The 25,076-nt window shown below is 45.5% G+C and carries 17 protein-coding genes; 6 read left to right on the top strand and 11 right to left on the bottom strand.

The genetic code is table 11. The annotated features are described in order from the left end of the window. Nucleotides 1-8: 8 nt before the first annotated feature. The 11 genes from ACK8P8_RS14150 to ACK8P8_RS14200 all read right to left on the bottom strand — a co-directional run bounded on the left by ACK8P8_RS14150 (nt 9) and on the right by ACK8P8_RS14200 (nt 14,754). A complete protein-coding gene (locus ACK8P8_RS14150) occupies nt 9-1,136 on the bottom strand; it encodes a redoxin domain-containing protein (protein ID WP_369860376.1) in 1,128 nt (375 codons plus the stop codon). Nucleotides 1,137-1,139: 3 nt separating this feature from the next. After that, nucleotides 1,140-2,777, bottom strand: coding sequence for a PKD-like family lipoprotein (locus ACK8P8_RS14155; RefSeq protein WP_369860375.1), 1,638 nt, complete (start codon nt 2,775-2,777; stop codon nt 1,140-1,142). A 20-nt stretch (nt 2,778-2,797) separates the two neighbouring features. Then, on the bottom strand, nt 2,798-3,544 hold the full coding sequence (locus tag ACK8P8_RS14160; protein WP_369860374.1) for a DUF4843 domain-containing protein: 747 nt from the start codon (nt 3,542-3,544) through the stop codon (nt 2,798-2,800). A gap of 10 nt (nt 3,545-3,554) precedes the next feature. After that, the gene (locus tag ACK8P8_RS14165) at nt 3,555-5,015 is read right to left on the bottom strand and encodes a RagB/SusD family nutrient uptake outer membrane protein (RefSeq protein ID WP_369860373.1); all 1,461 of its coding nucleotides are present in this window, start codon (nt 5,013-5,015) and stop codon (nt 3,555-3,557) included. An 11-nt stretch (nt 5,016-5,026) separates the two neighbouring features. After that, entirely contained in the window at nt 5,027-8,383 is a 3,357-nt protein-coding gene (locus ACK8P8_RS14170) for a SusC/RagA family TonB-linked outer membrane protein (RefSeq protein ID WP_369860372.1), read from the bottom strand. A 154-nt stretch (nt 8,384-8,537) separates the two neighbouring features. Beyond that, on the bottom strand, nt 8,538-9,617 hold the full coding sequence (locus tag ACK8P8_RS14175; RefSeq protein WP_369860371.1) for a FecR family protein: 1,080 nt from the start codon (nt 9,615-9,617) through the stop codon (nt 8,538-8,540). Between the two features lie 63 nt (nt 9,618-9,680). Then, nucleotides 9,681-10,265, bottom strand: a complete 585-nt coding sequence (locus tag ACK8P8_RS14180; RefSeq protein WP_369860370.1) for an RNA polymerase sigma-70 factor — start codon at nt 10,263-10,265, stop codon at nt 9,681-9,683. A 203-nt stretch (nt 10,266-10,468) separates the two neighbouring features. Continuing rightward, on the bottom strand, nt 10,469-11,290 hold the full coding sequence (menB, locus tag ACK8P8_RS14185) for a 1,4-dihydroxy-2-naphthoyl-CoA synthase (protein WP_099291470.1): 822 nt from the start codon (nt 11,288-11,290) through the stop codon (nt 10,469-10,471). 38 nt (nt 11,291-11,328) lie between these two features. Beyond that, nucleotides 11,329-11,901: a DUF4840 domain-containing protein gene (locus ACK8P8_RS14190; protein WP_227216453.1), complete on the bottom strand. Its 573-nt coding sequence runs from the start codon at nt 11,899-11,901 to the stop codon at nt 11,329-11,331. A 35-nt stretch (nt 11,902-11,936) separates the two neighbouring features. Continuing rightward, entirely contained in the window at nt 11,937-13,631 is a 1,695-nt protein-coding gene (gene menD, locus ACK8P8_RS14195) for a 2-succinyl-5-enolpyruvyl-6-hydroxy-3-cyclohexene-1-carboxylic-acid synthase (RefSeq protein WP_369860369.1), read from the bottom strand. Further along, nucleotides 13,612-14,754, bottom strand: coding sequence for an isochorismate synthase (locus ACK8P8_RS14200; protein ID WP_099291473.1), 1,143 nt, complete (start codon nt 14,752-14,754; stop codon nt 13,612-13,614). Before ACK8P8_RS14200 ends, menD begins: the two co-directional genes overlap by 20 nt. A gap of 175 nt (nt 14,755-14,929) precedes the next feature. Here ACK8P8_RS14200 and ACK8P8_RS14205 point away from each other — a divergent pair, with 175 nt between their 5' ends. The 6 genes from ACK8P8_RS14205 to ACK8P8_RS14230 all read left to right on the top strand — a co-directional run bounded on the left by ACK8P8_RS14205 (nt 14,930) and on the right by ACK8P8_RS14230 (nt 25,016). Beyond that, entirely contained in the window at nt 14,930-16,294 is a 1,365-nt protein-coding gene (locus ACK8P8_RS14205) for an MFS transporter (RefSeq protein ID WP_369860368.1), read from the top strand. 313 nt (nt 16,295-16,607) lie between these two features. Next, on the top strand, nt 16,608-17,171 hold the full coding sequence (locus tag ACK8P8_RS14210; protein WP_099291475.1) for an RNA polymerase sigma-70 factor: 564 nt from the start codon (nt 16,608-16,610) through the stop codon (nt 17,169-17,171). 430 nt (nt 17,172-17,601) lie between these two features. Next, entirely contained in the window at nt 17,602-18,777 is a 1,176-nt protein-coding gene (locus ACK8P8_RS14215) for a FecR family protein (protein WP_369860367.1), read from the top strand. Nucleotides 18,778-18,874: 97 nt separating this feature from the next. Further along, nucleotides 18,875-22,387 (top strand): TonB-dependent receptor, encoded by a 3,513-nt coding sequence (locus ACK8P8_RS14220; RefSeq protein ID WP_369860366.1) that lies wholly within the window; start codon nt 18,875-18,877, stop codon nt 22,385-22,387. 13 nt (nt 22,388-22,400) lie between these two features. Beyond that, nucleotides 22,401-23,816 (top strand): RagB/SusD family nutrient uptake outer membrane protein, encoded by a 1,416-nt coding sequence (locus tag ACK8P8_RS14225; RefSeq protein WP_369860365.1) that lies wholly within the window; start codon nt 22,401-22,403, stop codon nt 23,814-23,816. 9 nt (nt 23,817-23,825) lie between these two features. Beyond that, nucleotides 23,826-25,016, top strand: coding sequence for a redoxin domain-containing protein (locus tag ACK8P8_RS14230; protein WP_369860364.1), 1,191 nt, complete (start codon nt 23,826-23,828; stop codon nt 25,014-25,016). Nucleotides 25,017-25,076 lie beyond the last annotated feature (60 nt).

Raw genomic sequence — 25,076 nt, forward strand, 5'->3', positions numbered from 1 at the left:
ATTAATAATTAATCATAGATTTCCTGCATGGCAGCATCCAGCCATCCGCCTCTTGCGTTTACGTTAATAATCTTTCCCTTGTCGTCTACAAGGATAGAGGAAGGGACTCCGGTCAGGTTATATCCTCGGAATGCCGTTCTGTCTTGATCCAGTAATTGTCCCCAAGGCATTTTTTCCTCTTCCATGGCTTGAAGCCAATTCTTGGGCTCACTGTCAATGGAGATACTCACGATATTTAACCCTTTGGGATGGTATTTACTGTACGTGTTACGCATGTGGGGAATTTCCGCACGACAGGGATTGCACCAAGATGCCCAAAATTCGATCAATGTAGTACATCCGGGTTTCACGAAATCCGATATCTTCTTTTTGCTTCCGTCCGGTGCCGTGAGTTCCATATCGATGAAAGCACTTCCGATAAATACCTGTCTGCCTTGAATTGTTGCCCGAAGAGCCTGCCCCATTTCCGAATTTTGCATTTCGGGCGATAGGCTGGTGAACAATCCTTCAATTTCTTTCAGGGAAAGGTCGGAATTTCTGTCGGAGAGTTCTTGCGCTATCTTAACGCTGATGGCGGATTCGGGGTGCGCTTTCAGGTATTTCATTTTAGCCTCTCTGATCGCGAGTCTTTTTTCCGTGACAAGTTTGGCAAGGTCAATCGCTTTCGCTAAATCCTTCGTGCTGTAGTAGGCTTCCCCGTAAGCGTGGAACGTTTTACTCCGGTCATCTTCCATGGGTTGTATTTCGCTCAGGTAGTTCTGGTATTCAGTTTGTGTGCCGCTTCCGGAGATTTGGAACACGGGGTGTTTGCCGGAATAGTCGCAAGTGGCTTCTACCGCTGTGCTGTCGATAAATAACGAGAAGTTTATAATTTTACTACGGGTCTGTCGGTCATTGGGATCAAGGTAAATGTTAATCGTGCAATAATGCGGAACTTCGAATTTACCTTGGAATTTGAATTTGCCTCCCGATATTTTCGTGCTGTCGATAAAATGAGGTTGATTTGTATCATCCAGTGCCAGAAAAACGGGTTTCCCTTCCCATGCTTCGGGGACGTGTCCCGTGAGGGTATATCCGTCGTGTTTTGCACAACTGACGACGGATAGAATGAACGCGATAAATAAAATGTATTTCATTTTTTATTCTTGAGTTATAGGTTCTTTATAGATAATATCCACGATTCTGCCGAAACCGGAATGATATTCTTTGTAATCGGTTATTTGTGCAAGGTTATCAATGGCTTCGTACACTCTGAGTTCACCTCCGTCAGTACCGCCCTTGTCGCTGCCCACGATCAGATCGTAAGAACGTCTGGCATTTTCTGCGTTCCTGTATAGATAGAATTTCAGACAAGTAATTTCTCCCGGTACGTCAAACTGGAATTCGGCAGAAGGGGAACTCGTGTCCAAGTTCACCCGATAAACCTTTCCGTCCACGGCATAAAACATCTGATTGTTCAAGGGGCTGAATGCAAAATGTTTTGCTCGTGTGATATCGGTACAATTGGAGAGGTCTGCGTAGTGGGTTTTTGTGTAGGGGGCTGTCGCCATTCCCACCATGAACATATAATAATCGTTTAACGAGATCCCGTAGAGATGATAAATGCCGTTATTCTCCAGAATCGTAAAAGTGATGTTATTAAAGCCGCCCATGGCGCCTTCCGTATATTGACGTCCGGTATTTTCCATGTAGATGTAGTTGTATCCTATTGGGAATGAAAAAGAAGCATCTATTCCGGCTTCATCATCGCTCATGTTCACGCAACCGACAGTCAGATCTTGGATCAATGCCCCGTACATACCTCCCGGATGGTAAACAAATCGTTTATGGTCTAAATCATAAAACATGAAAATAGGAGCCATTTGTGCCGGATTCGTGATATTACATCCCACGTATGGTGCGACTTGTATATACTCTTTCGTGTTATCGCCATTACGGAGATAATTCAATTTTGATTCCCACAATGCTTCGGTTCCTGAACCGAAATTACTACTATGTATTCCATCCGGTGTTACCATCATCCGAAAATATCCTGCTGATGTGATATGAGTAGGTTTGGCATCGCTCATGTCCCCCATTTCGTATTTCATAAGATACTCTTCTTTCCATTCGAAAGCATCTTTATGCAACCGGGTAGTTCCTTCTTCGGTAAGCAAATAAAATGGAGATATAGGGTCTACTTGCGGGGAACTTTCTTCGTTTCCGGGGGCAAGAGCGATGAACGCCAATGGCCCTTTCTTGAAAGGCATATCCGAATCGGCAAGCATATCTTTTGAATGTACCTCTTCTCCTAACACGGTAGAAATCATATCCAGACGGACATTGCCATTCTCGGAACAAAGAAGAACCCATCCTTCGGAAGTTGTCGTGACAACGGAAAGATTAGCCTGTTGTTGGTAAAATACGTCCAGTTGCTTGTCCTTTACCGTGTAAATCAATTTATAAGGACCGGGGCGTAAAGATATAATATCATTAAATTCTTTTGTGGTTGCCAACACTTCGCTTGCGGCATCATTTTCATCTTCTGCCCTGAATTGGCGGATAGCCTGCCACTCGTATTCATATCGGTTTTCATCGGCTTGCAAGCCGTCTAACTGCACGGGGATAGACAAATTCTGGTATGCCAAAGCCGTAATGGAATTACCGATACCTTCAATTTTCACTTCCGGGATATCATGGTAATTGTAATTACCTTTATCATCCGCACAAGCACTGATTCCACCTGCTATTGCAACAAGTAAAAAAAGTGATTTTATTCTATATAATATCTGTTTCATAATCTGCTTTTTTTATGTTGTTAAAAAATCGTATTTCCGTCCTCGTCAAAGATTTCCGGATCGGGATTCTCCAGTAACAATTGTTCTCCTACATATTTTACCATTTCAGATATAAAATATCGGAATCGGGCGGTCGGGATTTTTGATCTATCATTGAAATCGGCTCTCGGTACATCCATTACCCGGCAGGTTAAAAAGAAACGCTGAGGGGTAAAATCAAATATTTGAGTAACCCAAGCGGCAGGCGCTGCAGTGAATAATTCCGAAAACTCTATTTTATGGCGCATGGTCGTGACATCCGTACCGCTTTGGATATCCGTGATCTCGTGCGTGATAATCGGTCTGAAATACTCGTTCTCTTCAATGGCAATCTCGATTGTTTTTGCTTCTTCCTGCAGGATAGTCGAACGCTTTAACGTAATCTCATAATTGAACGAACTGGCACCCGCGGGTAATACCGGGTTGACGGGTAACACGAAATCGTCCCCTTCCTTTGCACTTCCCCCGACAACTTTAATGTTTACCGGGCGAGGTTCATCGGTAGCCCTCCCGACTAATTGAACCGGAATAGATACGGTTGCCTCGTTCTGTGATTCCTCGATATACACGAACGTGAAATTCGTGCTGTCCGTCAGTATATTCCCCACTCTTATACGTTGGTTGAAATAGATACCTTCCTCTGCACTATAGGTATTAACTTCTTCTTCTGAACAAGCGGTTAATCCTAGAATGAGCATAATCCATATAAATATATTTCTTGTTTTCATGATTCGCGTATTATTGTCTGTTATTGATTTCAGTGTCGGGTAAAGGCACCACGAAAACTTGAGTAGATGCCGCTTGGCCTGCAGGTTTACTTCCACTGCTGTTCGTTTTGTTTAAGATTGTTGTAAACGTCCGTTTATAGAAATAGAATAATTGTCCTTCACCATACAACTCGCGCATGTATTCGTAGGTCAGGTTCGTTACGGTTAGTGAACCCAAATTCGTGATACCTCTTTTATTTCTCAACGTGTTGATATATGGAAGTCCGTCATCCAAAGTTTCCGATTCGCTTTCCGCGGCGATCAGATACATCTCTCCCAACCTTAACATCGGAATCATCGTGTTCTGTATCAGTCCGGTGGTACTCATATCATTGTATTTATAGAAATACCGGGCACCGCTTGTCAATCCGGGAAGAGTAGCCTGTTCCCAGTTGGCTTCAAAACGAGTGTCGCTCGTGGTAGAGGAACCCGACGCCGAGTACAGGAAATTCAATAATTTTTCATCCATGGTAAATATAAACGACGGGTTACGGGACGGGTCGTAGTAATTCTTGAATAACAAAACCCGATTCGTGTTCGTTAAGGCAAACAATACCTCTGACGAGAAAATCCGGTCACTCTTTGCTTCCGTCCTTTCCGTGAACGGGAATGTCCCCGCTTCTGCCGCCGTGATCACTTTCTTGGCGTAAGTGGAAGCATTGGTTTTATCCCCGGCATAGAGATAAGCCCGTGCCATGAGCCCTTGTACCGCGTAGTAATTCATGCGCAATGCCCGGTAACGCAGGAAATTGGATTCATTCTCGGCAGACTCCATCAAAGTACCTTTCGTGATGATCGGGTCATTTGCCAACGCTTTCTCCGCTTCCTGCAAATCGCCGATGATATATTCCATTACCTTGTTCGCGGGTAACAAATCATTCACGTTCGGTGATTGGTGCAGATAGTAGGGGATACACACGTTTTCCGGGTTATTCATGTAAACCGGTCCGAACAGGCGCAACATATCGAAGTGCAACATGGCACGCAGCGCCAAGGCTTCCCCCCGGATAATATCGTAATTGATCCCCGTGAAGAGTGATTCCCGTCCTTCTATGTTATCGAGAATCTTGTTACAGTTCATGATCAACGCGTAAGCCTTCTCCCAAACTTTATCCAAACGTCCCCGCCAGTATTCCGTGCTGTATTTGTAACTGTTCAAATCAATATAATCCCCCCATTTCGCTTGGTCGTCGCCGATCTTGTAGGCTCCGCCCATGAGTTCGAGCATCTCCACCATGAGGGTACTTCCGTAAAGGTTCTCGTCGTTCAACTCGATGTACACGCCGTTCAGTAATTTCTGGAAACCGGCTTCCGAGTTTAACAGGTCTTCTTCCGCTATCTGGTCGTAAGGCTTTACGTCCAACCAACTGTCACAAGCCCCGAAAACAAGGGAGCAACATATAAGCGTGATTAATTGTATTTTTCTTTTCATAATTCTTCCGTTTAAAAGGTTGCAGATATAGAGAATGACATCGTGCGCGCAAACGGGTAGTCAATGCCTCGCTCGCTCTTTACCGACGAAACTCTGAAAATATCGTTCATGTTAGCTTGCACGGTTAATGTGGACAACCCGACATGCTTGATGAAAGGTTGGGAAAACTCGTAACCGACGTTGAAAGACTCTCCGCTCAGCGTGTTCTCGTCCATCACGAATCGGGAAGAAGTTTCGGTCGTTTGGAAAAGAGAGATTCTTTTGAATTTAGCCTCTTGTCCCGGGGTACTCCAACGGTCGTACAAAGCCCGTTTATCCTGATTATAATTGATCCCTTCCCGGTTGATATTTTCCACTTTTTCGTAGAGAGCGCTATTGAAAACCTGACCTCCTAACCGGTAACGCAGGTAACATCCGAACGAGAAACCTTTATAGTAAAGGGTTGTGCCGAGCACTCCTTCCAGTTTCGGTTCGGTATTTCCGACCACCACCTCGTCATTCTTGTCATACGCAAAGGTGTAAGTCCCGTCTTTCTTGATAAATAAATCCTGACCTGTTGCCGGATCGATACCTGCCGATCTTACTGCCCAAATATCGGTAGGACTACCGCCGTCATAGTATCTGGTCGTGTTCAGGTTCTCTTGATTCTGTTCGTTCATCGACTGTAACCTATTCCCTATCTTGGAATATTTTGATTTGGCGTGCGTCCCGTTGAGGCTGATATTCCATACAAAACGCTCTTGCGGGCGGTAAATGGGAGAAACTTTTAACGTTACTTCAATACCGTCTGTTTTCAGTTGTCCCATGTTCATCATAACACTCTTCACCCCGATAGAGCTCGGTGTCGTGATGGCTGCTACCAGCGGATCGGTCTTTTTCCGGTACAAATCCAAGGTGAGGTTCACTCGCTCGTTGAACATCGTGATATCGGTTCCCAAACTGTAATTGATAGTTTCCTGCCATGCCAGATCGGGATTGCCCAAGCCTTCGAGAATAACCCCCGTGCCGAAAATATTGCTCATCCAATGCGTGAAAGCGTAGGTCGAGAATGCTTGGTAAGAAGCGAAATTCTGGTTCCCCGGGTTTCCGACCGAGCCTCTGAGTTTTAATAACTGGAAGAAATCGCAATTCTCCATGAATTTCTCGGCATGTATGTTCCAGCCTAAACCGACAGACCACGTGTTCCTGAAACGGTTGTTTGTCCCGAACACGGAAGTACCGTCACTGCGGTAGTTGAAATCAAACAGGTAACGGTTGTCATAAGCGTATCCCCCGTTGATATAGAAACTGGCGGCACGTGTTTTGCTTTCCGTGTAAGTCGGTTTAGAGCCTGCCGGGTAACTGTTCGTGAAAGACGGGGCATCAAATTCATCTTCCGTGAAACCGATAGCCTTATAACCGTTTTTGGAATTTTCCTTGGTGCTGAAATTGAATCCGGCAACAGCATTTACCATGTGTTTTCCCGCGAATAGGCGTCCGTAGGTAACCGAAATATCTCCTTCGTAATTTAGTTTTTTCGTTTGAGCATTCGTGTAAAGTCCTTTCTCCGTCTCGCTCATCTCATCAAAATCACTGTGTTGCGGGGAAAGACGTACCTCGGCTGTCGAATTGTTTTTAGTAATTCCGAACTTGGCTCTTGCACGCAAGTCATTCGTGGCAAACCATTCGAGGATAAAATTATTCGTGAACCCGAATTGATCCTGCACGTCGTAATTATTCAAGTGAGCGTTCCACAAGGGATTGGGTACGGAATATTCTTCGGGATCTTCCGTGTAGTATAAATATTTGTCGATACCGCCTTCGCTGTTGTATTTTCTGAAATAAGGGTTGGCCTTCGCGTATTCAGAGAAAGGAACAGCCGGGTTATTCGTTTTCATGTAATCCAGTATAAATTTATTGCTGAACTGGAATTTCCCGGTACGGTAAACCAAGTCGATATTTCCGCTTATCGTTTGACGGTCGGAACCTTTCATCACTCCTTGCGTGTTGCCGTAACTTAATCCCAGCCCGTACCGGATGCGTTCCTCGCCTCCTTCGGCATAAAGGTTGTGTTTTTGCACGAAACCCGTGCGAATCGGTTCGCTGAGCCAGTAGGTGTTAACACCGCGTTCGATGTCTTGTAAACGTTGGTTCCTGAGATTGTCCATTGCGATTTGGTCCATCGGGTCGCCACTGGTACTGGTGTACCTGCCCGCTTTGGTTTCAAACTCCAGTTTCTCCCGCGCGTTCATCAGGTTGTAGTCCGACAAGTCAGCCATGGTGACGCTGAAATCACCCTTGTACGAGAGGGAAAGCACTCCTTTTTCCGGAACTTTCGTTTCGATAACCAATACGCCGTTGGCGGCTCTCGAACCGTAAATTGCCGTGGAAGCGGCATCCTTCAAAAGTGTTACGGATGCAACCCGGTTCATGTTCAAATCCATAACGGTCTGCAAATCCGTTTCGAAACCGTCCAATATAAACAACGGTTGGTTCGGGTCGGTACCGTACTCTTCTTTCAATCCCATGACACTACTCTTGCCCCGTATCTCCACGTCCGGCAGCCGGTTCGGGTCTGATCCGAATTGATTATTGACATTAATCTTGAAAGAGGGGTCGAGAGTTCTGATACTTTGGAGTACATTTTGCGTTCCGGCGGCTTTCAAGTCTTCCACCTTATACGTGCTTGCCGATCCCGTGAAACTCTCTTTCTTTCTCCGGTAGATTCCGGTCACCACCACGTCTTCAATTTTCTCAACGGCAGGTACAAGCACGATTTTCTGAAAATCCGCCATATTGCTTCCGGTAAATTTCTTTACTTGACGCTCGTAACCGATGTACGAGAAAATAATATTATACTCGGCAGAATCGAGAGGAAACGTGAATTGTCCGTCTGCGTTAGTGGCAGTCCCTTTGGTTGTCCCTTCGACCATGACGGTTACTCCCGGTAACGATTCCCGCGTGTCGCCGTCCACGACAACCCCTTTCAATTCGATGATTCTCGTTCGGGGCTTTTGAGGTTCCGCCGGACGTTGCGTGATGATAATCGTCTTATCTTCAATTTTGAATGTAAAAGGAGTTTCGTCCAAAACGTATTCCAACGCCGCCTTTAACGGGGTGTTCTTGAATTCTCTCGTGATTCGTTTATTGGAAGTAGTGATTTGTCCGGCATTATAAAAGAATTCCATTCCCGTGGCAGTCCCGATTTTCTTCAAGGCATCCAGCAACGTGGAATTTTCCAGTTTTAAATTTAGTTGTGCCTCTTGAGCGTAACTTACCCGCGTAAAACTGCAAAGCACTATAAGCAGAAATACCGGCAGGAGAATCTTCCCCCGAAGTTTATCCCGGGGTATCATCCGGCTCAGACTAAATGATTTGTCTTTTTTCATGTTGATTTAGTGTTAATTGATATTTATTTATACTCGAGTTTTCATTTTTTTTAAGCATACAAAATCTTGAACTTTATTTTTCAATAAAGTTTTATTCTTGATATTGAGGGAGTTCCTCTAACTATGATTTATTAATCGTTATCTCCTTTCTTACCTACTTTAAATATATAATCCCGTTCTCAATAATACATTTGATATTACTTGTCGTTGTTACTAGCCTCGTGATGTAGTCGATTCCCCGCTCGTGTCGGATCATCCCCGAAAAACGGGAATCGTGGTGTTCCTCCGATACCTGAATATCGATACCGTACATTCTGGATAATTTTTTAGCTAACACGCTTAGTTTCTCGTTGTTGAAATAGATCACGCCCTCTTTCCACATGGCGTATTCCGCGGCATCTACCTCGTGTTTTTTTACCTTGTTCGTTCCTTTGTCCACGCGAATTTGCTCGTTCGGTGATAAAGTCACCGTTTGGTTGTTCGCCGGAACGTGATAAGCTATTTTACCGGAGAGTAGCGTGGTCACGTTTTCCGTGTTGTCTTCATAAGCCGATACGTTGAAACAGGTACCGAGTACCCGGATCGATTCCCCGTTGGGAATTTCCACGTAGAAAGGTTTCGTCGTATCGCTTTTCACTTCAAAGAATCCCTCTCCGTTGATTTTCACCCTGCGTTCCGATTGGGAGTCAAACGTCGAGGGATACTCGAACCACGTGTCGGCGTTTAACACGATACGTGTGCCGTCAGTTAATTCAAGATTGAAATGCTTGCCCGAGGGGACGTATATTTTCAATACTTTAGCCTCTTGCAGCATAATCTTTTTCCCGTCGGCGGATTGCAGTGCGACATTCGAATGTTTGTCTACATTTATCTTCGCGTCGCTTCCCAAGTTTGAAACGGCAGAATCCCCGACAATTAACTGCACCTGTTCGTTGCAAACGGATACTCCCATGTTATCGAGTTGGGCGTATACCGGAACATCCTGCAAGGCAGTAGGACGGAACAACAGAAACAGGAACAGGAACACGCAAGCCGCGGCAACACTGCCGGAAATCCAATACATCCGGCGGGTATTTCTTCTCCGGCGGATTCTGCTTTTCACGTCTTGGTAATTCTCGTTCAATATATGTTCCTCGCACTCCTCTTCCGGGAGAGAGTTCCAGATTTCATCCAGCAACTCATCTTCATTTTCCCCGATGGGGCGATTCAAATATTTGTCTGTATCTGTTTTCATTCGCACTATTCACTAAAGTATATATATAATACCTGACTTCCCGAAACTACGTATTCGGAAATACTATTTTTTTATTTTTCCCCGAAGTTTTTTCATTGCTTGGTAGAGGATGGTTTCTACCGTTCGGACGGAAATGCCTAATTCTCGGGCAATGTCGGCACTTTTCTTGTTCTCGATATGACTCATGATCACCACTTGTCGGCTTCTTTCCGGTAATTCATTCAGTAAAGCGGATAATTGTTGTTCGGGATCGGGATATTCTTCGTGTCGGATCACGTTTTCTTGTTCCTCTTCGCTTTTTTCCTTTTTGAGGTTTTCTTGATGTTGTAGGTGGAGAGATTGGGTTTTGAGATAACGCAAGGAATTGTTGTGTGTGCTGCGAAGAAGGTAATTGCGGAGAGATTTCTCCCGGTCGAGATTTTTACGGTTTTCCCATAAGGCGACAAAGATATTTTGAATAATCTCGTAAGCCGCGTCGGAATCACCCACGATAGAGGCAGAATAGTTTCGAAGGAGAGCGAAATAGCTTTTATATATTTTCTCGAAAGCCGCTTCCTCTCCTTTGATTAATGCGTCCAATAGTGATTGGTCTATCTGAGCCTTTTCATTTTTAGCATTTTCAGTCGTATGACTACCTTTTTCTATCATTATCAATGTACTACCATGTGTAATTCTATATTATTAAACGTTCGTTTATTGATATTGTTTTTTGTGTTCTTTACTTTTTGATTGAATTTTGAATATTTGCTTATTTTCAATGTATTACGTTTGTAACTACAAAATATCTTTTTTCGTTTAATAAACGAACGGATATTGATACTTGATGATGACAAATTTTATAGCCCCTGCTGTCAAGGAAACTTGGGAAATTGTTGGAAATCCGGGTCCCTTTTCTCCAAAAAGGCATTTTTACCCTCTTGTGCCTCTTCCATCAGATAATACATGAGGGTGGCATCTCCGGCAAATTCCATTATCCCGTGTTGTCCGTCGAGTTCCGCGTTCAATGCCCGTTTAATCATGCGGATTGCCATCGGACTCCGTTGCATGATTGTTTTGCACCATTCCACGGTTTCGTCTTCCAGTTGCTCGAAGGGAACCACTTTATTCACCATACCCATCTCTTCGGCTTCTTTTGCCGTGTACTGGCGGCACAGGAACCATATTTCCCGTGCTTTCTTCTGTCCCACGTGACGGGCAAGATAAGAGGAACCGAATCCTCCGTCGAAACTCCCCACCTTCGGGCCGGTCTGACCGAAACGGGCATTCTCGGAAGCGATAGTAAGGTCACACACCACGTGCAGCACGTGTCCGCCCCCGATGGCGTAACCGTTGACCATGGCAATCACGGGTTTCGGAAGTGAACGGATAGCTTTGTGTAGGTCGAGCACGTTCAACCGGGGTACCCCGTTCTCGTCAATATACCCGCCCACGCCTTTCACTTTTTGGTCGCCTCCCGAGCAGAAGGCTTTATCCCCTGCCCCCGTGAGTACCACCACCCCGATATCACCGCGTTCGCGGCAAATATTCATGGCATCCAACATTTCGAAATTGGTTTGCGGGCGAAAAGCGTTATACACTTCCTGACGATCAATCGTGATTTTGGCTATTCCCTCGAAGAACTCAAATTTAATATCCTCGTATTCTTTGATAGTAGTCCAGTTTCGTTTTGACATATTCTTATGGTTTTAATATTTACATACTGTAAGCTAGATTATTCATACTCTCCTCTGAAGTGATAGACAAGTTGTTTGAAAGAATCAAGTTTGGTGCCTCCCACTAAAATTTCTTTAGGAGAAACATTGAACATGATAAAATTAAAGGCTTTCTCAAAATCACCGCCGAACGTGTCGGCGAGGACTATCGTAATGTCCGGCGTGTTTCCATTGGCGGGAATGACAATGTTTTCCGGAATAAGTACAAAATGCACGGAGTATCCATCGTTGTCAATTTGTAAAAATTCGTATTCGGCTTTGACTTCCACTTCTTCAATGTCACGTAGGGTCTTAGCAACCTGCTTGTCGTCGATGATGTCGGCAATGGGTGCAAGCGGCATCACGAATGAAAGTGAATTGCGTGATTTGGCTTTGGCGTTGTCAATCTTTTTGATTTCATCCCCGTGATAAAATGCAACTTCAATGGAACCATGATATGTCCCTTTCATATCGAATAGAGCTTGTCGGATTTGCTTGGCGCTAATCTTTTCTTCATCATCATTACACCCTGATAAAAGGATAACGAGAGAAAGAATGCTTAAAATCTTTAATCCGATTAATTTCTTTTTCATTTCCACGATTTAAAGATAATAAATTACTTCCAAGTCTATTTCAAAGCCTCGAAATATTTTTTCAGAATCTCGCCGTTTATTTCCCCCGGGGTCTCGACAATCAATACCGCCGGACGTTGTGACGGTCCGTAAAAAACGGGTAGGATTTCCCGTAAAGCAGCTTCATTGTCGACCTTGTAAACCTCGAAATTATGGGTTTTTGCCAATTGTTTCAGGTTCACCTTATGCGGTGTTTCGAAATACTTTTCCACCTCCTGCAATGCCGACGGTCCCGGAAGGAAACGGAAGATTCCGCCTCCGCCGTTCTGCATCACGATGATTCGCAGGCGGGCTGGTATCTGTTTCATCCAAAGAGCGTTCGAGTCGTACAGGAAACTGTTATCCCCCACGATGAGGGTTGTCGTCCCGTCAAAAGAACAGGCTGCCCCGATAGCGGTAGAGGTACATCCGTCAATGCCGCTGGTTCCGCGGTTGGCATCCGAACGGGATACTTGGGAATAGCGGAAAAGCTGGGCGTAACGGATGGGAGTACTGTTCCCGAGTTGCAGGTGGCTATCGGCGGGCAACGAGGGCATCAACACGGAAAATGCTTTCAGGTCACACCACGGGATGCGGTTTATATATGCCTCGTGTTTGGTTGTCGCCGATTCCGCTTTTTGCAACCATTTCCACGCGTAGCCGGAAGCGGATATCAAGGGAAGCGGTGTTGACAGGAATTGTTTAAAAAACTCCCCGGTATTTGTTTGCAGATGCCGTGTCATGGACTTGTACGTGTCCGGCGGGGTGGCACGTTCGTCTATATGCCAATGTACGCGGGGCGGGTGCTCGCGGATAAACGCCTTTATCATGCGGGAGATAATGGCACCCCCGAACGTGATGAGTAAATCGGGAGCGTATGCCCCGGCTTCCCCCGGACGCACGGTCGAGATAATGCGATCGATCGTCGAGAAGGAACAAGGAGTAGTCAAGTTAGCCACGCTTTCCGTGAGAACTACCGTGTTCGGGAATCCCGCGAGTTGTTCGATATGTCGCTGTAAAACCGGATCGGGTGCTTGAAATCCCGCGATGATCATCACGTTGGTCGAAGACGCGAACTCCTGCCTCAGTTGGTTTATAATTTCGTCCGGGAAAACATTCCTTGAAGGAGTCGTTTCAATAACACGTTCCGCCGGAAGTGTTTTTTGGTGAAACTCGTACAAGGGCTCCCGCAGGGGAATATTTATATGGACGGGACCTTTGCGGGGAAGTCTCGTCAGGTTGATAGCCTCGTTAATCACGCGGTTCGTGTACCAGTGCTCCTCTTCGCTTGCAATCACCGCGGGCAGTTGGTAGCTTTTCTTGACAAAACGGTCGAGTGCGCCTTGTTGCCGGATTGTCTGGCTGTCATCCTGATCAATCCATTCCGCGGGACGGTCGGCCGAAATGACGATAAGCGGCACTCCTTGATAATAAGCTTCTGCCACGGCAGGTGCGTAATTCAACAAAGCCGTACCCGAAGTACAGACAAGTGCCACGGGTTCACCACTTTGTTGTGCCATCCCGAGGGCAAAGAAAGCAGCGGAGCGTTCATCCGTGATAACACGGTGGAGTATGCGTCTTTCTCGGGCGATTGACACCACCAATGGTGCGTTGCGGGAACCGGGAGAGAGGACGACGTGGCGTACTCTTTTTTGCACGAGCAGGCTCACGAGCATGCGAACGCTCTCGATATCAGAATGTAGTTTTTCCATAGTTGATCTGGCGAATCAAATTGAGTAATGTATCGGCTTTTTGACAAGTTTCCTGCCATTCTGTTTCCGGGTCGGACAACGGGGTGATACCTCCGCCCACGTATAGTTTCAAGGCATCGTCGAATACCTCCATCGTGCGCAGGTTGACAAAAAGGTCAAACGCCCCGGTTGCCTGTAACGGGCCGAGGTACCCGGCATAATATCCCCGTTCCTGCTTCTCGATTTCGGTTATCACTTGCATCGCCCGTTTCTTGGGAATACCGCAAACGGCTGGGGTAGGGTGTAATTGTGTGACCAGTTCGTCGATCCGGTCGGGTGGAATCTGCTCGTCACTTCTGAAAAAGGTGCAAAGGTGGAACACGTTGCCCGCTTGAAGCGTGATCGGTCCTTCCGTTTCGAGATGGCGGGTGAAAAATTGCTTTAAAGTATTTTGTATATAATCGGTTACTATTTGTTGTTCCTCGATGTCTTTCTCTCCCCATTGCGGCGGGTTCTGTGCGGTAGACACGGGTTGCGTGCCGGCAAGCGACATGGAGAAAAATCCGTTGCGATCGTATTTCAAGAAAGTTTCCGGCGAAGCTCCCATCCACGCGCATTTGCCGGGAATGGCGGCAAAGAAAAGAAAGGCATGATGGTATTGCCTCATCTGTTCAAACAACACGGGAGCTATCCGCAGGGAATCACACGGGATGGTGATCGTGCGGGATAGTACCGTTTTCCGCATTCCCTCCCGTTTCAACGTGGCGATTAGGGTGCGCAATTCGTCCAGATACTCGAAATGCTCGCAATCCTGCTTGGTGAAAATACGTCCCGGCGTGTTGAACACGGTATTCCGGAGATTAACGATAGCTTCCTGATCCGTGAGATAATCCGTGAACGTCAGGTCTGCCTGTATGAAGAAGGGGAAACTCCATGACGCGGGATTAAAAGGGGTGATGATGAAGCCTTTCTCGCCCCGGTGTTTTTCGAATCCTTTAAAAAGGCGGATGTTATTGGTCAGTTGTGCCCCGAATACGACTTCACGCGAACCGGGCAGGCGATAAGAGTAGAAAGGAATATTATTCCTCAAGCAAATGGCTTGTGCTTCTGCCACGGATAATCTATTTTCTGTTTGTAGTGTCATGATGTACCCTAATCTTTACGCGAAAGTAACCAAAATTCTTCTGCGTTGCTTCATGATTCAAGTAAAAACTAACTACTTTTGCGAATTGTTGTGGCCGCGCCACGTTGCAAGTTACAGGTTGGCAGGTTACAAGTTTCGGGTAAACGAGAGAACTTGTCCCAGTAAACGAGAAAACATGAAAAAAAATAGCGGCGGACATAAATTTTTGGGCGGTTGGCGAGAGCTTCGTGAGTTATTGCCGAATAACTCGGGGGCTTTCTCCCAGATATTCGCGTCGCTGAAGAATCGTAATTTCAGGCTTTATTTCGGGGGACAATGCGTGTCACTCGTCGGAACGTGGATGCAGCAGATAGCCATGAGCTGGTTGGTATTCCGCCTGACGGGATCCGTGTTCCTGTTGGCGACGGTCACGTTTATGGCGCAAATCCCCGTGCTGGTCGTGACTCCTTACATGAGTGTCTTTGTCGATCGTTTCAACCGGCGGGCTTTGCTGGTCGTGACGCAATCGCTGTCTATGGTGCAAGCCTTGCTGATGGCATTATTGACGCTAACGGGCTGGATCGAAGTGTGGCACATTATGGTGTTGAGCCTGCTTATCGGGTTGATCAATGCTTTGGATAATCCTACCCGCCAGTCGTTCTACCCGAGTCTGGTGCCTGCGGAGAAATTGGGTAACGCTATCGCCTTGAATTCCGCCGTGATCAACGGTTCCCGTTTGATAGGTCCTGCCGTGGGAGGTGTGCTGATCGGCTTGTTGGGCGAAGGGATATGCTTTCTGTTGAACGGTGTCAGTTATATCGCCGTGATTATCGCCTTATTGATGATGCGGATAAAACCGAACCGGAAAACCGTCGTGAAACAACGGGTGTGGGAAGATATGCGGGATGGATTCCTGTACGTGGCACACGATATGCCTATCCGTTCGCTGTTGTTGTTGATGAGTGCGATTAGCTTTTTCGGTTTGCCGTTGATGACGTTTATTCCCGCTTACGTGAAGACTGTTTTGGGCGGGGAGAGCGAGATGCTGGGGTTGTTACTGTCGTGCGTGGGTGTCGGGTCGTTTATCGCGGCTTTATATCTCGCGGCACGGAAGAGCGTGTTGGGATTGGGAAAAGTGGTTATGCTCTCCGGCGCGTTGCTGGGAATCGGTCTTGTCGTGATGTCTTTCGTGACCGTGCCGTGGGTGGCGGCTGTCTTGTGTGTGCCTGTCGGGTTCATGATTATTGCGGCGGTAGCTTCCATCAACACTTTGTTGCAAACGCTGTCGCGGGAAGATAAGCGGGGACGTGTAATGGGGTATATGGCTATGGCATTCACGGGTATGGCACCCGTGGGAAGTATGGTGTTGGGGGCTATCGAGAAGTTCGCGGGATTGCAGAATATTATCTTGTTGTCAGGTGCCTGTTGTTTTATAGCTTCTTTGATTTTTGAACACTACCGCCCGATAGTACGGAAATATGCCCGTCCGGTTTACGTGGAAAAAGGTATAATCAAAGAGATTGCCGAAGGTATAGGTTCTGTTGAGGAATACAAATTCTAATTTCTTTTTTTTGTCTGATATTCAGTGGGAAGTTATGAGGAAGTACTATCCATTATATAGAAGAAATCAACTATAGTAGTAGATCACTTCCGGTTCATTTCCGGTTGAAATATTATTAATAAGCTTTTAATTCCCTATTAAAACGCTATTATAATATAGGGTTTTAATAGGGAATTAATAGCGTTTTATACGGAAGTGAACCGGAATTAATATACTACTATTACGGAAATTACTATTGTATTCTTATTGTTTCGGGTATATTTTGCTTTTTAACTCGCGTATGTTATCTTTGTAGGACTTACTCTATCACTTTATGGACGAAAACGATATTTTGCTCGTGAAACAATTAAAGAACCGGGAGGAGAAGGCTTATGTTTTCTTGTTCGAGCAATATTATAACCGTTTGTATCGTTTCGCTGCCAATTATTTATGTGATCCCGAGGCAGCTCATGATATCGTGCAGGATTTGTTCACGGATCTTTTCGAGAAGAGCGAGGTGTTGAATATAACGACTTCGGTAAAGGCCTATCTGTTTATGGCAGTGAGGAATCGTTGTCTGAGTTTCCTTCGGAATCTGAAAATCAAAGACTCGTATAAACAGAATGTACTGGAAGCCCACCTGTATTCGGATACCGTGGATGCGATAGAGGACGGCTCCGTGTTGGACGAGTTGCAGGTAATTGTCGATAAGATGCCCCCGGGGATGAAAGAAGTTTTTCGTTTGCGTGTCACGGAGGATTACAAATTTAAGGAGATAGCCGAAAAATTAGGAATTTCGGAAAATAGTGCTAAGGTTCAGATGAACGGGGCTATCCGGATGATCCGGGAAAAATTGCCCTATCTGAAAGATCGTTTATTGTTGTTCGCTTTGTTTTAAGGGGCTAGAGTCGCTTTCGGCGAGTTGCAACTTGCCTTCTGCAAGTTACAAGTTGCTCCTCTAGTGTTTAAGACTGTATCCCAGCTCCTCCTCTGTTTATAGAGGAGGTGGCAGCGTAGCTGACGGAGGAGTTTATTAATTCAGTGATTGAATGATTCCAGCCACACAAACGATGTTTCATTAATTACTGAATCGGCAATCACTGAATCACTAAATCGAAGAATTCCCTCTATAAACAGAGGGAGAGTTGAGTTACTCTTTGTCTTCGGTAACTTTTTTAATCCGATTTTTTTATTTGCTAATTAGTTGTTAATTAGTGTTTTGTTTATTGGTGTGCGCTACCTTGAAAATTTTTATCAAAAAATAATGATATTTTGTCTTAACCTTTTTCTCTTTTGAGGCGTCTTAATAAAAATTAAACCCGAAAACTATGGAAAATAGAAACGATGAATCTTTGGAATGGACGCTAATTAGGAAGAGTCTTGCAGAGGATTTGACAAAAGAGGAGCAGGAGCAATTGAATGCTTGGTTGGAGGCTTCTCCGGAGCATCGGGCTTTTTACAATCGGATTTCTAAGTTTGACCGTTCGGAAGGTATCGCGGGATTGTCCGGGGAAACGTATCAACGTGACCGGAACTGGTACGTGGATAAATTTCGGCAGAATAAGCGGAAAAACAGTAAACGACGTCTGGTATATTTCACTCGCTACGCGGCGGTGTTTATCATGTTGTTGGGTGTGGGGCTGTATTTCTGGTACGCGAACGGTTCGCGGGAGGTGATGCCCGAGAACGTGTTGCCCGTGGCGGTTTACGGGAAAGCGCAACCGATTCTGGTAACGGGGGATGGAACACGGGTGAATTTGGCGAAAGAGAGCAATTTGTTGAAACAACTCGCGGGCGGAGTGGTTTCTTCGGGAAAGGATGGAATCGCTTACACGGAATCGACAAATCAGGGAAAGAAAGCGGATCACCATACATTGATCATTCCTCGCGGGGGAGAGTTTCGGGTAGAGCTTGCAGACGGTACTGTCGTTTGGTTGAATTCCGAGTCTGAATTTACTTATCCGGTGATTTTTAATGACACGACGAGGGAGGTTTCTTTGAAAGGGGAGGCTTATTTCGAGGTGGCGAAGGACAAGAAGCCGTTTAAGGTGAGCGTGAACGGGGTGGAAGTGAAGGTTTACGGGACACGGTTTAACGTGAACGGCTATGACCTGCGGCAGGTACAGACCGTGCTGGTAGAGGGACGAGTGGGAGTAAGGTCTTTGGAACATGCTTCGAGAGAACGGATGATGAGCCCGAACGAGATGGCGGAGGTGAATACGGAAACGGGGGAATGTGTGGTGACGGAAGTGGATGCGTCGGCGTACGTGGCATGGAAAGAGGGATATTTCTCTTTCGAGGGTGAAAGTCTGGAGCAGATTATGGAAAAATTGGGACGCTGGTATGATGTGGAGGTGGTGTTTGCGGCTGATGATGCCCGTTCCCAACGGTTCTCGGGACGGGTGGACAGGAGCGAGGATTTCCGGGACGTGTTGAATTTGCTTCAGCGTACGCTATTAGTGAAATTTGAAGTGGATGGAAATAAAATAACCATTACTAAATAAAGAGACGGAAAGTGTTACCAGCACTTCCCGTCGTAAATAAGTTAACTGCCTAAATTGGAGGTTTAGGCAATTGAATCATCAATTAATTTACAAGAGTATGAAAAATTTGCGAGAAAAGAAAGCTTTTGCGGGGATTTATTGCAAAGTGTTCGTGATTATGACGCTGTGTTTGTGCATGGTAACGAATCTTTGGGCTAATTCCTCTTCTGCATCACCGCAACGGGTGACTATTAATCTTAAGGATGCGGCGGTCAAGCAAGTGTTTGCCGAAATCCGTAAACAAACGACTTACAATTTCGTGTATAGCGACGATCAGATGGATAAGTTGAAGCCGGTGACGTTGAACGTGACGGCGGAGACGGTGGAGAACGTGCTGAACAAGGTGTTGGAAGGGACTCCTTACATGTACACTATCGAGGGAAATTCTATCGCGATAGTGGCGAGAGATAACGTGAAAAAGGAAGTGAAAGAGATCCGGGTAACCGGTAACGTGAAAGATAAGGACGGTCTGCCCCTGCCGGGAGTATCCGTGATCGTGAAGGGGACAACGGTGGGTGTCGCTACCGATATCGACGGGAATTACACGCTGACTTTTGCCGAACGGCAGGATGTTACGCTTGTCTTCTCTTTCGTGGGAATGCAAAGCAAGGAAATTCCTTACACGGGACAGAAAGAGATCAACGTGGTTCTGGAGGAAGAGCAAGTGAGTCTGGGTGACGTAGTCGTGATCGGTTATGGTACGAAGTCGAAACATGACGTGACGAGTTCGGTATCTTCGATTAACGCGGACGAATTGAAAAAGTATTCCAGTAGTGCCACTTCCTTTGATGGTATGTTGGGCGGAGCGATCAAGGGAGTGCGTGTTATTCAGAATAATGGAGCCCCGGGTGCGGCCGCAACAATTAACGTGAGAGGTGTTACTTCACCCGTGTCAGGAAGCACGAACGAGCCTTTGTATGTTATTGATGATGTTCCTTTCTTTTCCGAGCGCGGAGGTGTGAATCCGTTGTTGATTATTTCCCCGAATGACATCGAGAGTATTGACGTGTTGAAGGATGCCGCGGCTACCGCTATTTATGGTTCCCGGGGTGCAAACGGGGTGATTATCGTGAAAACCAAGGGCGGGAAAAATAACGAAAAAATTAATGTATCAGCCGGTTATTCCGTTACGGTCGGTAATCCGGTGAAACAGTATAAACCGTTGAACACGGCAGAGTATAAAGAGGTGCAGGATTTGTTGATAAAAAACACGATGTCTGCCATAGATCGGGGGCAAATTGATGCCTACTCGGGAGTTTATTTTTTTATACCGATGTTAGAGTTACTCGGGAATTTTTCGGAGATCGGTTTTGATGACGAATTGTTTATCCCGAAGTACGGGTACGACGGTTTGAACGAAGATGCTTTTGGAGAAGCAAACACGAATTGGGAAAAAGAGATTCAGAATAAGAATGCTTTGAATCAACAATTTGACCTTGGTATCCGTGGTGGCGGGAAAGCTATAAATTATGCTTTTTCTTTCAACTCTGTGAATCAGGACGGTATTTATATTAATGACGGACTGAAGCGTTACGGGGTGCGTTTGGCTGTCGATGCTAATATTAGCGACCGTTTGAAAAGTGGTGCCACTTTAGGATATTCATTTTCAAAATTCCGGGATGCTACAAGTATAACGGATGGAAACACGAAACCTTGGCTGGTGCGTCCGGATTATCCCGCGAAAGACGAAAGCGGGGAATTTGTCCGGTTGCCCGGTTCTAATTATGGTGACGTGTATTATGCGGCGAATCCGGTCGCTCAAAGAAAGGTCAAGAACCGTACGGATGCCCGCCAGTTTATAGGTAGTGCTTACGCCCAGTACCGGATATTGGATAATTTGAAACTCCGGGGAGATTTCAATCTGGCTTCTTTCCGCGATGACGGAAGTTCTTTTGTGCCTAAAGCGGCGATGGATGAATACACGTATTATGAAACGTTGTCTAATCTGACAGAGTCGCAGAGTGATATGACAACTACTTCCATTAATTTCAGGGCGGATTATAATTTGGATATAGAGGAACATCGCCTTTCTTTTATGGTGGGGTACGGTTGGGATAGAACATTCCGTAAAGGAGGGTATCAAATGTACGAGGACTTCGCGGATGACCAAATTCTGAATAATCCGGCTTCCGCGGCAAAAGTGTCCGCTTACTATTCTTCAAAGTCTACAACGGGATTGAATTCCGTTTATGCCCGCATGGGGTATATTTATAGTGACCGATATTTGGCGGAGTTTAATTTCCGTTCGGATGCTTCTTCTAAGTTCGGTCCCGGGAATAAACGCGGTTATTTCCCTTCGCTCTCGTTGGGGTGGAGAATAAGTAACGAACGATTTATGGCGAATTTTTCCAGATTGGATGATTTGAAATTACGTTTGAGTGCGGGACAAACCGGTTCGACGAACTTGGATGATTTTGTTTACAAGCAATTGTTCGGGAGGACTTCAAACAATTTGTGGGAGGGTAAACCGACAATCGTGCCGAAGAGTAATTTCCCGAACCGGGATGTAAAATGGGAGATGACAACCGAATATAATATCGGTGTTGATTTTTCTTTCTTTAATCGTCGTTTGTACGGTAGTTTGGATTTGTATTACCGTTATACGGACGGGGCATTAACTCCTTCTCCTGTTGCATTGGAAACGGGTTCTATGACTTATTATTCTAACTTGATTGATTTGTCGAACAAGGGAATCGAGTTTGAGGTCGGGGGCGATATTATACGGAAAAGTGACTGGCAGTGGACTTCTAAGTTTAATGTCGCTTTGAACCGGAATAAAATAGAGAATTTGAACGGGGCCACGCTGGCTTCTTACCAGTTGGATTTTTTCACGAAAGGGTATCCGGCAGGTGCTTTGAAAGGGTACGTGGTAGACAGGATATTCCAGTCTGACCGGGAGGTTAACGCCTATAACAAGTTTTCAGAGATTATAAATGGAGAGGGTAGTTATTACCAGAACTCATCGACTGGGGCTGGAGATTATAAGTTCCGGGATTTGAATGGGGACTGGAAGATTACGGCAGAGGACAAAAAGGTGATTGTGAATCCGGAACCGGACTTTTTCGGGGGATGGTTTAATTCGGTTAATTACAAGAATTTGAATTTGTCCTTTGTATTCCAGTTCTCGGTAGGGGGAGAGGCTTTCCTGAATGATTTGGCTAACAGTGCGACGGGAGTTGTCGGGAATAGCATACAACGTAAGATGTTCCGGGATACGTGGACGGAGGATAATAAAGACGCTCGTTACGCTCGTTTGGTTGCTTTGGATTATAGTGGTAATTCAGCTTATTGTGACAAATATGTGTTTGAAACTTCTTATCTGAGGTTGAAGAATATTTCGTTATCTTATGTTTTACCCAAAGAATGGTTGAAAAAAATCAATTTCCAGTCTGTGCAATTGTTTGCCAGCGCATCCAATTTGTGGACATGGACGAATTGGCCGGGGCTTGACCCGGAACTGGTGGGAGACAGAACGCTGGCGGGGACCAATCCTTTGCAGGAAGGAGTTTTCAGTAATGACGCCTATCCGCTGAGTAAAACATTCACGTTTGGTATAAGAGTAGAATTTTAAATAATAAATGAATATGATGAAAGCGTTTAAATATATAGTTTATTCCTTTTTGGGTGTTATGGGGTTTACCTCATGCGACTTGGTCGGGAATATCAATGATATTAAGCCCGAGTATATTTTGGATGAAAAGACATTGATTCGGGATGCCAGTTCGGCAGAATTGGCTTTACGGGGTGTTTACGAGCAATGGCGGGACAAGGGATTGAGTTTAATATTGCCTAATATGTATTTTTTGTCCGGTAGTTTAACGGGTAGTGGTACTGATGCCGGTGTTTTCTTAAATAACGAAGTGAAACCGGAAACAAGTGTTATTGCCAATTATTATACTTCTTTGTACCGTATCGTGAATTATGCTGATATCGTGATGGAACAATTGGAAGCCGGAAAAGCCGTGGGATTGGATTCGGTACGCATGGTGGAGATGATCGGAGAAACGAAAATACACCGTGCGATGGCGCATTTCTTTTTGTTGAGGGCTTACGGGCAATTCTACGATGAAACATCGCCTTACGGTATCGTGTTGGTAGAGGAGCATATGCAAGAGACGAAAGCAGCGCCGAGAGATTCAGTGGCGGCAGTTTATACCTCTATAAATAGAGATTTGGATGATGCCATTGAGACCGCTCCCGAGAACGTGTCGACACATTATAGCATGAGTCGAACTACTGCAAAAGCATTGAAAGCTAAGGTGTTGTTGTACCAGAGGAAATATAAAGAAGCAGCGGATTTGGCGAATGAGGTTTTAAGTGAAGCGGAAGGACATGGATATGTCATAGAAAATAATTTTATCGATGTGTTTAAAAATAGTTGTTTTTCTTCCGAGGCGCTGTTTTGTCCTTATACTTACGGGCGTATTGAAAGGTTGGTATTGAATATTAATGCTTTGATTCCGGGACGTTATTTAACCAAAATTGCAGACGATTTTGTTGCGGGAGATGGGAATATGACTACCGGAGAGGGATATGATAAGCGTTTTGCGGAAACTTTTGCTTATAATTTGAGAGGACAGAATAATAACGGGAAATTCCCTCATAATGATATGCTGGATGGTACGAAGAGTAATACGGTGTTTTATATGCGTTTGGCAGAAGTGTATTTGATTCACGCGGAAGCAGCCATACGCGGATATCGGGATTATGCCGGTGCCCGGACAAGTTTGAAGAAGATTACGGATAGGGCCGGTTATGATGAGAATTACGTGAATACAATTGCCGATGGGGATTTGTTGGAGATGGTACGTAAGCATAAATTGTTGGAATTGGTATCAGAGGTTTATGAAGAATGGTTCGATCTGGTACGGTATTATAAAGAAGGGGATTTGAATATCACGGATGTCAAGAGTACAATTACTTCTGATAATCAATTAATTTTGCCTATTCCGCAAACAGCATTGGCCGGAAATAATTTATTAGAACAAAATCCATTATAAAAAAAGTATATGAGGACAGTAATTATTGTTTTAGCGTGTTTACTGGCAGGATATTCCTGCCAGAAGGCACCCCGTTACGTGATTAACGGGAAAATCTCCGGTAATGCGGAGGGAATGAAAGTCGTGTTGAATAGAGTGGATTACCCGCAATCGGAATTGATTGACAGCACGGTGATCAAGGACGGGAAATTTGTGTTCGAGGGAGTGGTCGCGGAGCCGGGGTACTACACGATACAGATTGATAGAAATCCTAAGGGAGGGGAATTCTCACCGAGAAATGTCACGAATAGTCCGTTCTATCTGGAAAATTCCGTGATTAGTTTTTCGGGGAATATTGATAGTCTGCCCACTATGTACTGGAGTGATAAACCGCGAAAGGCAGCGAAAGTGAGCGGGTCGGCGATGGAAGACCTCTACAAGAAATTTCAGGCGGATGGACGGGAGTTGAGAAACCGTTTGGGTGATTTGCATGGACAGTATTTGGAGGAATATCACCGCCCGGCACTGGATGGTGTTTTCAACAAGAAGAAGGGGATCGAGTTGGCTCGTGCCATGGAGAAGCTGGAAAAGCAATTGGCTGACATGAAATGGGAATTTGTGAAGAATAATATCCAGACCGTGGTGGGTTTTGATATGGCTAAACAGTATTTTCAAGATATGTATGTCCGTATCACCCCGGACCAGATAGATGAATTGGAGGCCTTGGTGGAGAAGGCATGGCCGAACACGGAGAAGGCTACCGAGTTCAAGAAAATGGCGGAAGTCGGAAAGCGTATCGCCGTGGGAGCCAAGTACCCGGATATCGAGTTGGTGAATCCGGAGGGGAAGAAAGTGAAGTTGTCGGAGTACGTGCCCGCGGGGAAATACGCGATGCTGGAGTTCTGGGCTTCGTGGTGCGGACCCTGCCGGGGAGAAATCCCTCATCTGAGAGAGGTATACAAGGAATATAAGGATAAAGGTTTCGAGATTATCAGTATCTCTATTGACCGGAACGACGCGGATTGGAAAAAAGCCATGAAAGAGGAAAATATGGTTTGGACGCAATTGAATGATCCGGGAGAGTTTGATGGTCCGGTAGCTAAAGTGTATAACGTGCAGGGTGTTCCCACGTGTATTCTTTTGGATAAGGAAGGACGTATTTTTAAAACGGATATGCGGGGTGCGCAATTGGATGCCGTTTTGGAGGAGATTTATGATTGATAATACAACAACTCGTTTATTATAAATATGCTTTGTTATCCCGCTACCGTTCGGTAGCGG

Source organism: Butyricimonas muris (genome assembly GCF_046365375.1).
Taxonomy (GTDB): Bacteria; Bacteroidota; Bacteroidia; order Bacteroidales; family Marinifilaceae; genus Butyricimonas; species Butyricimonas muris.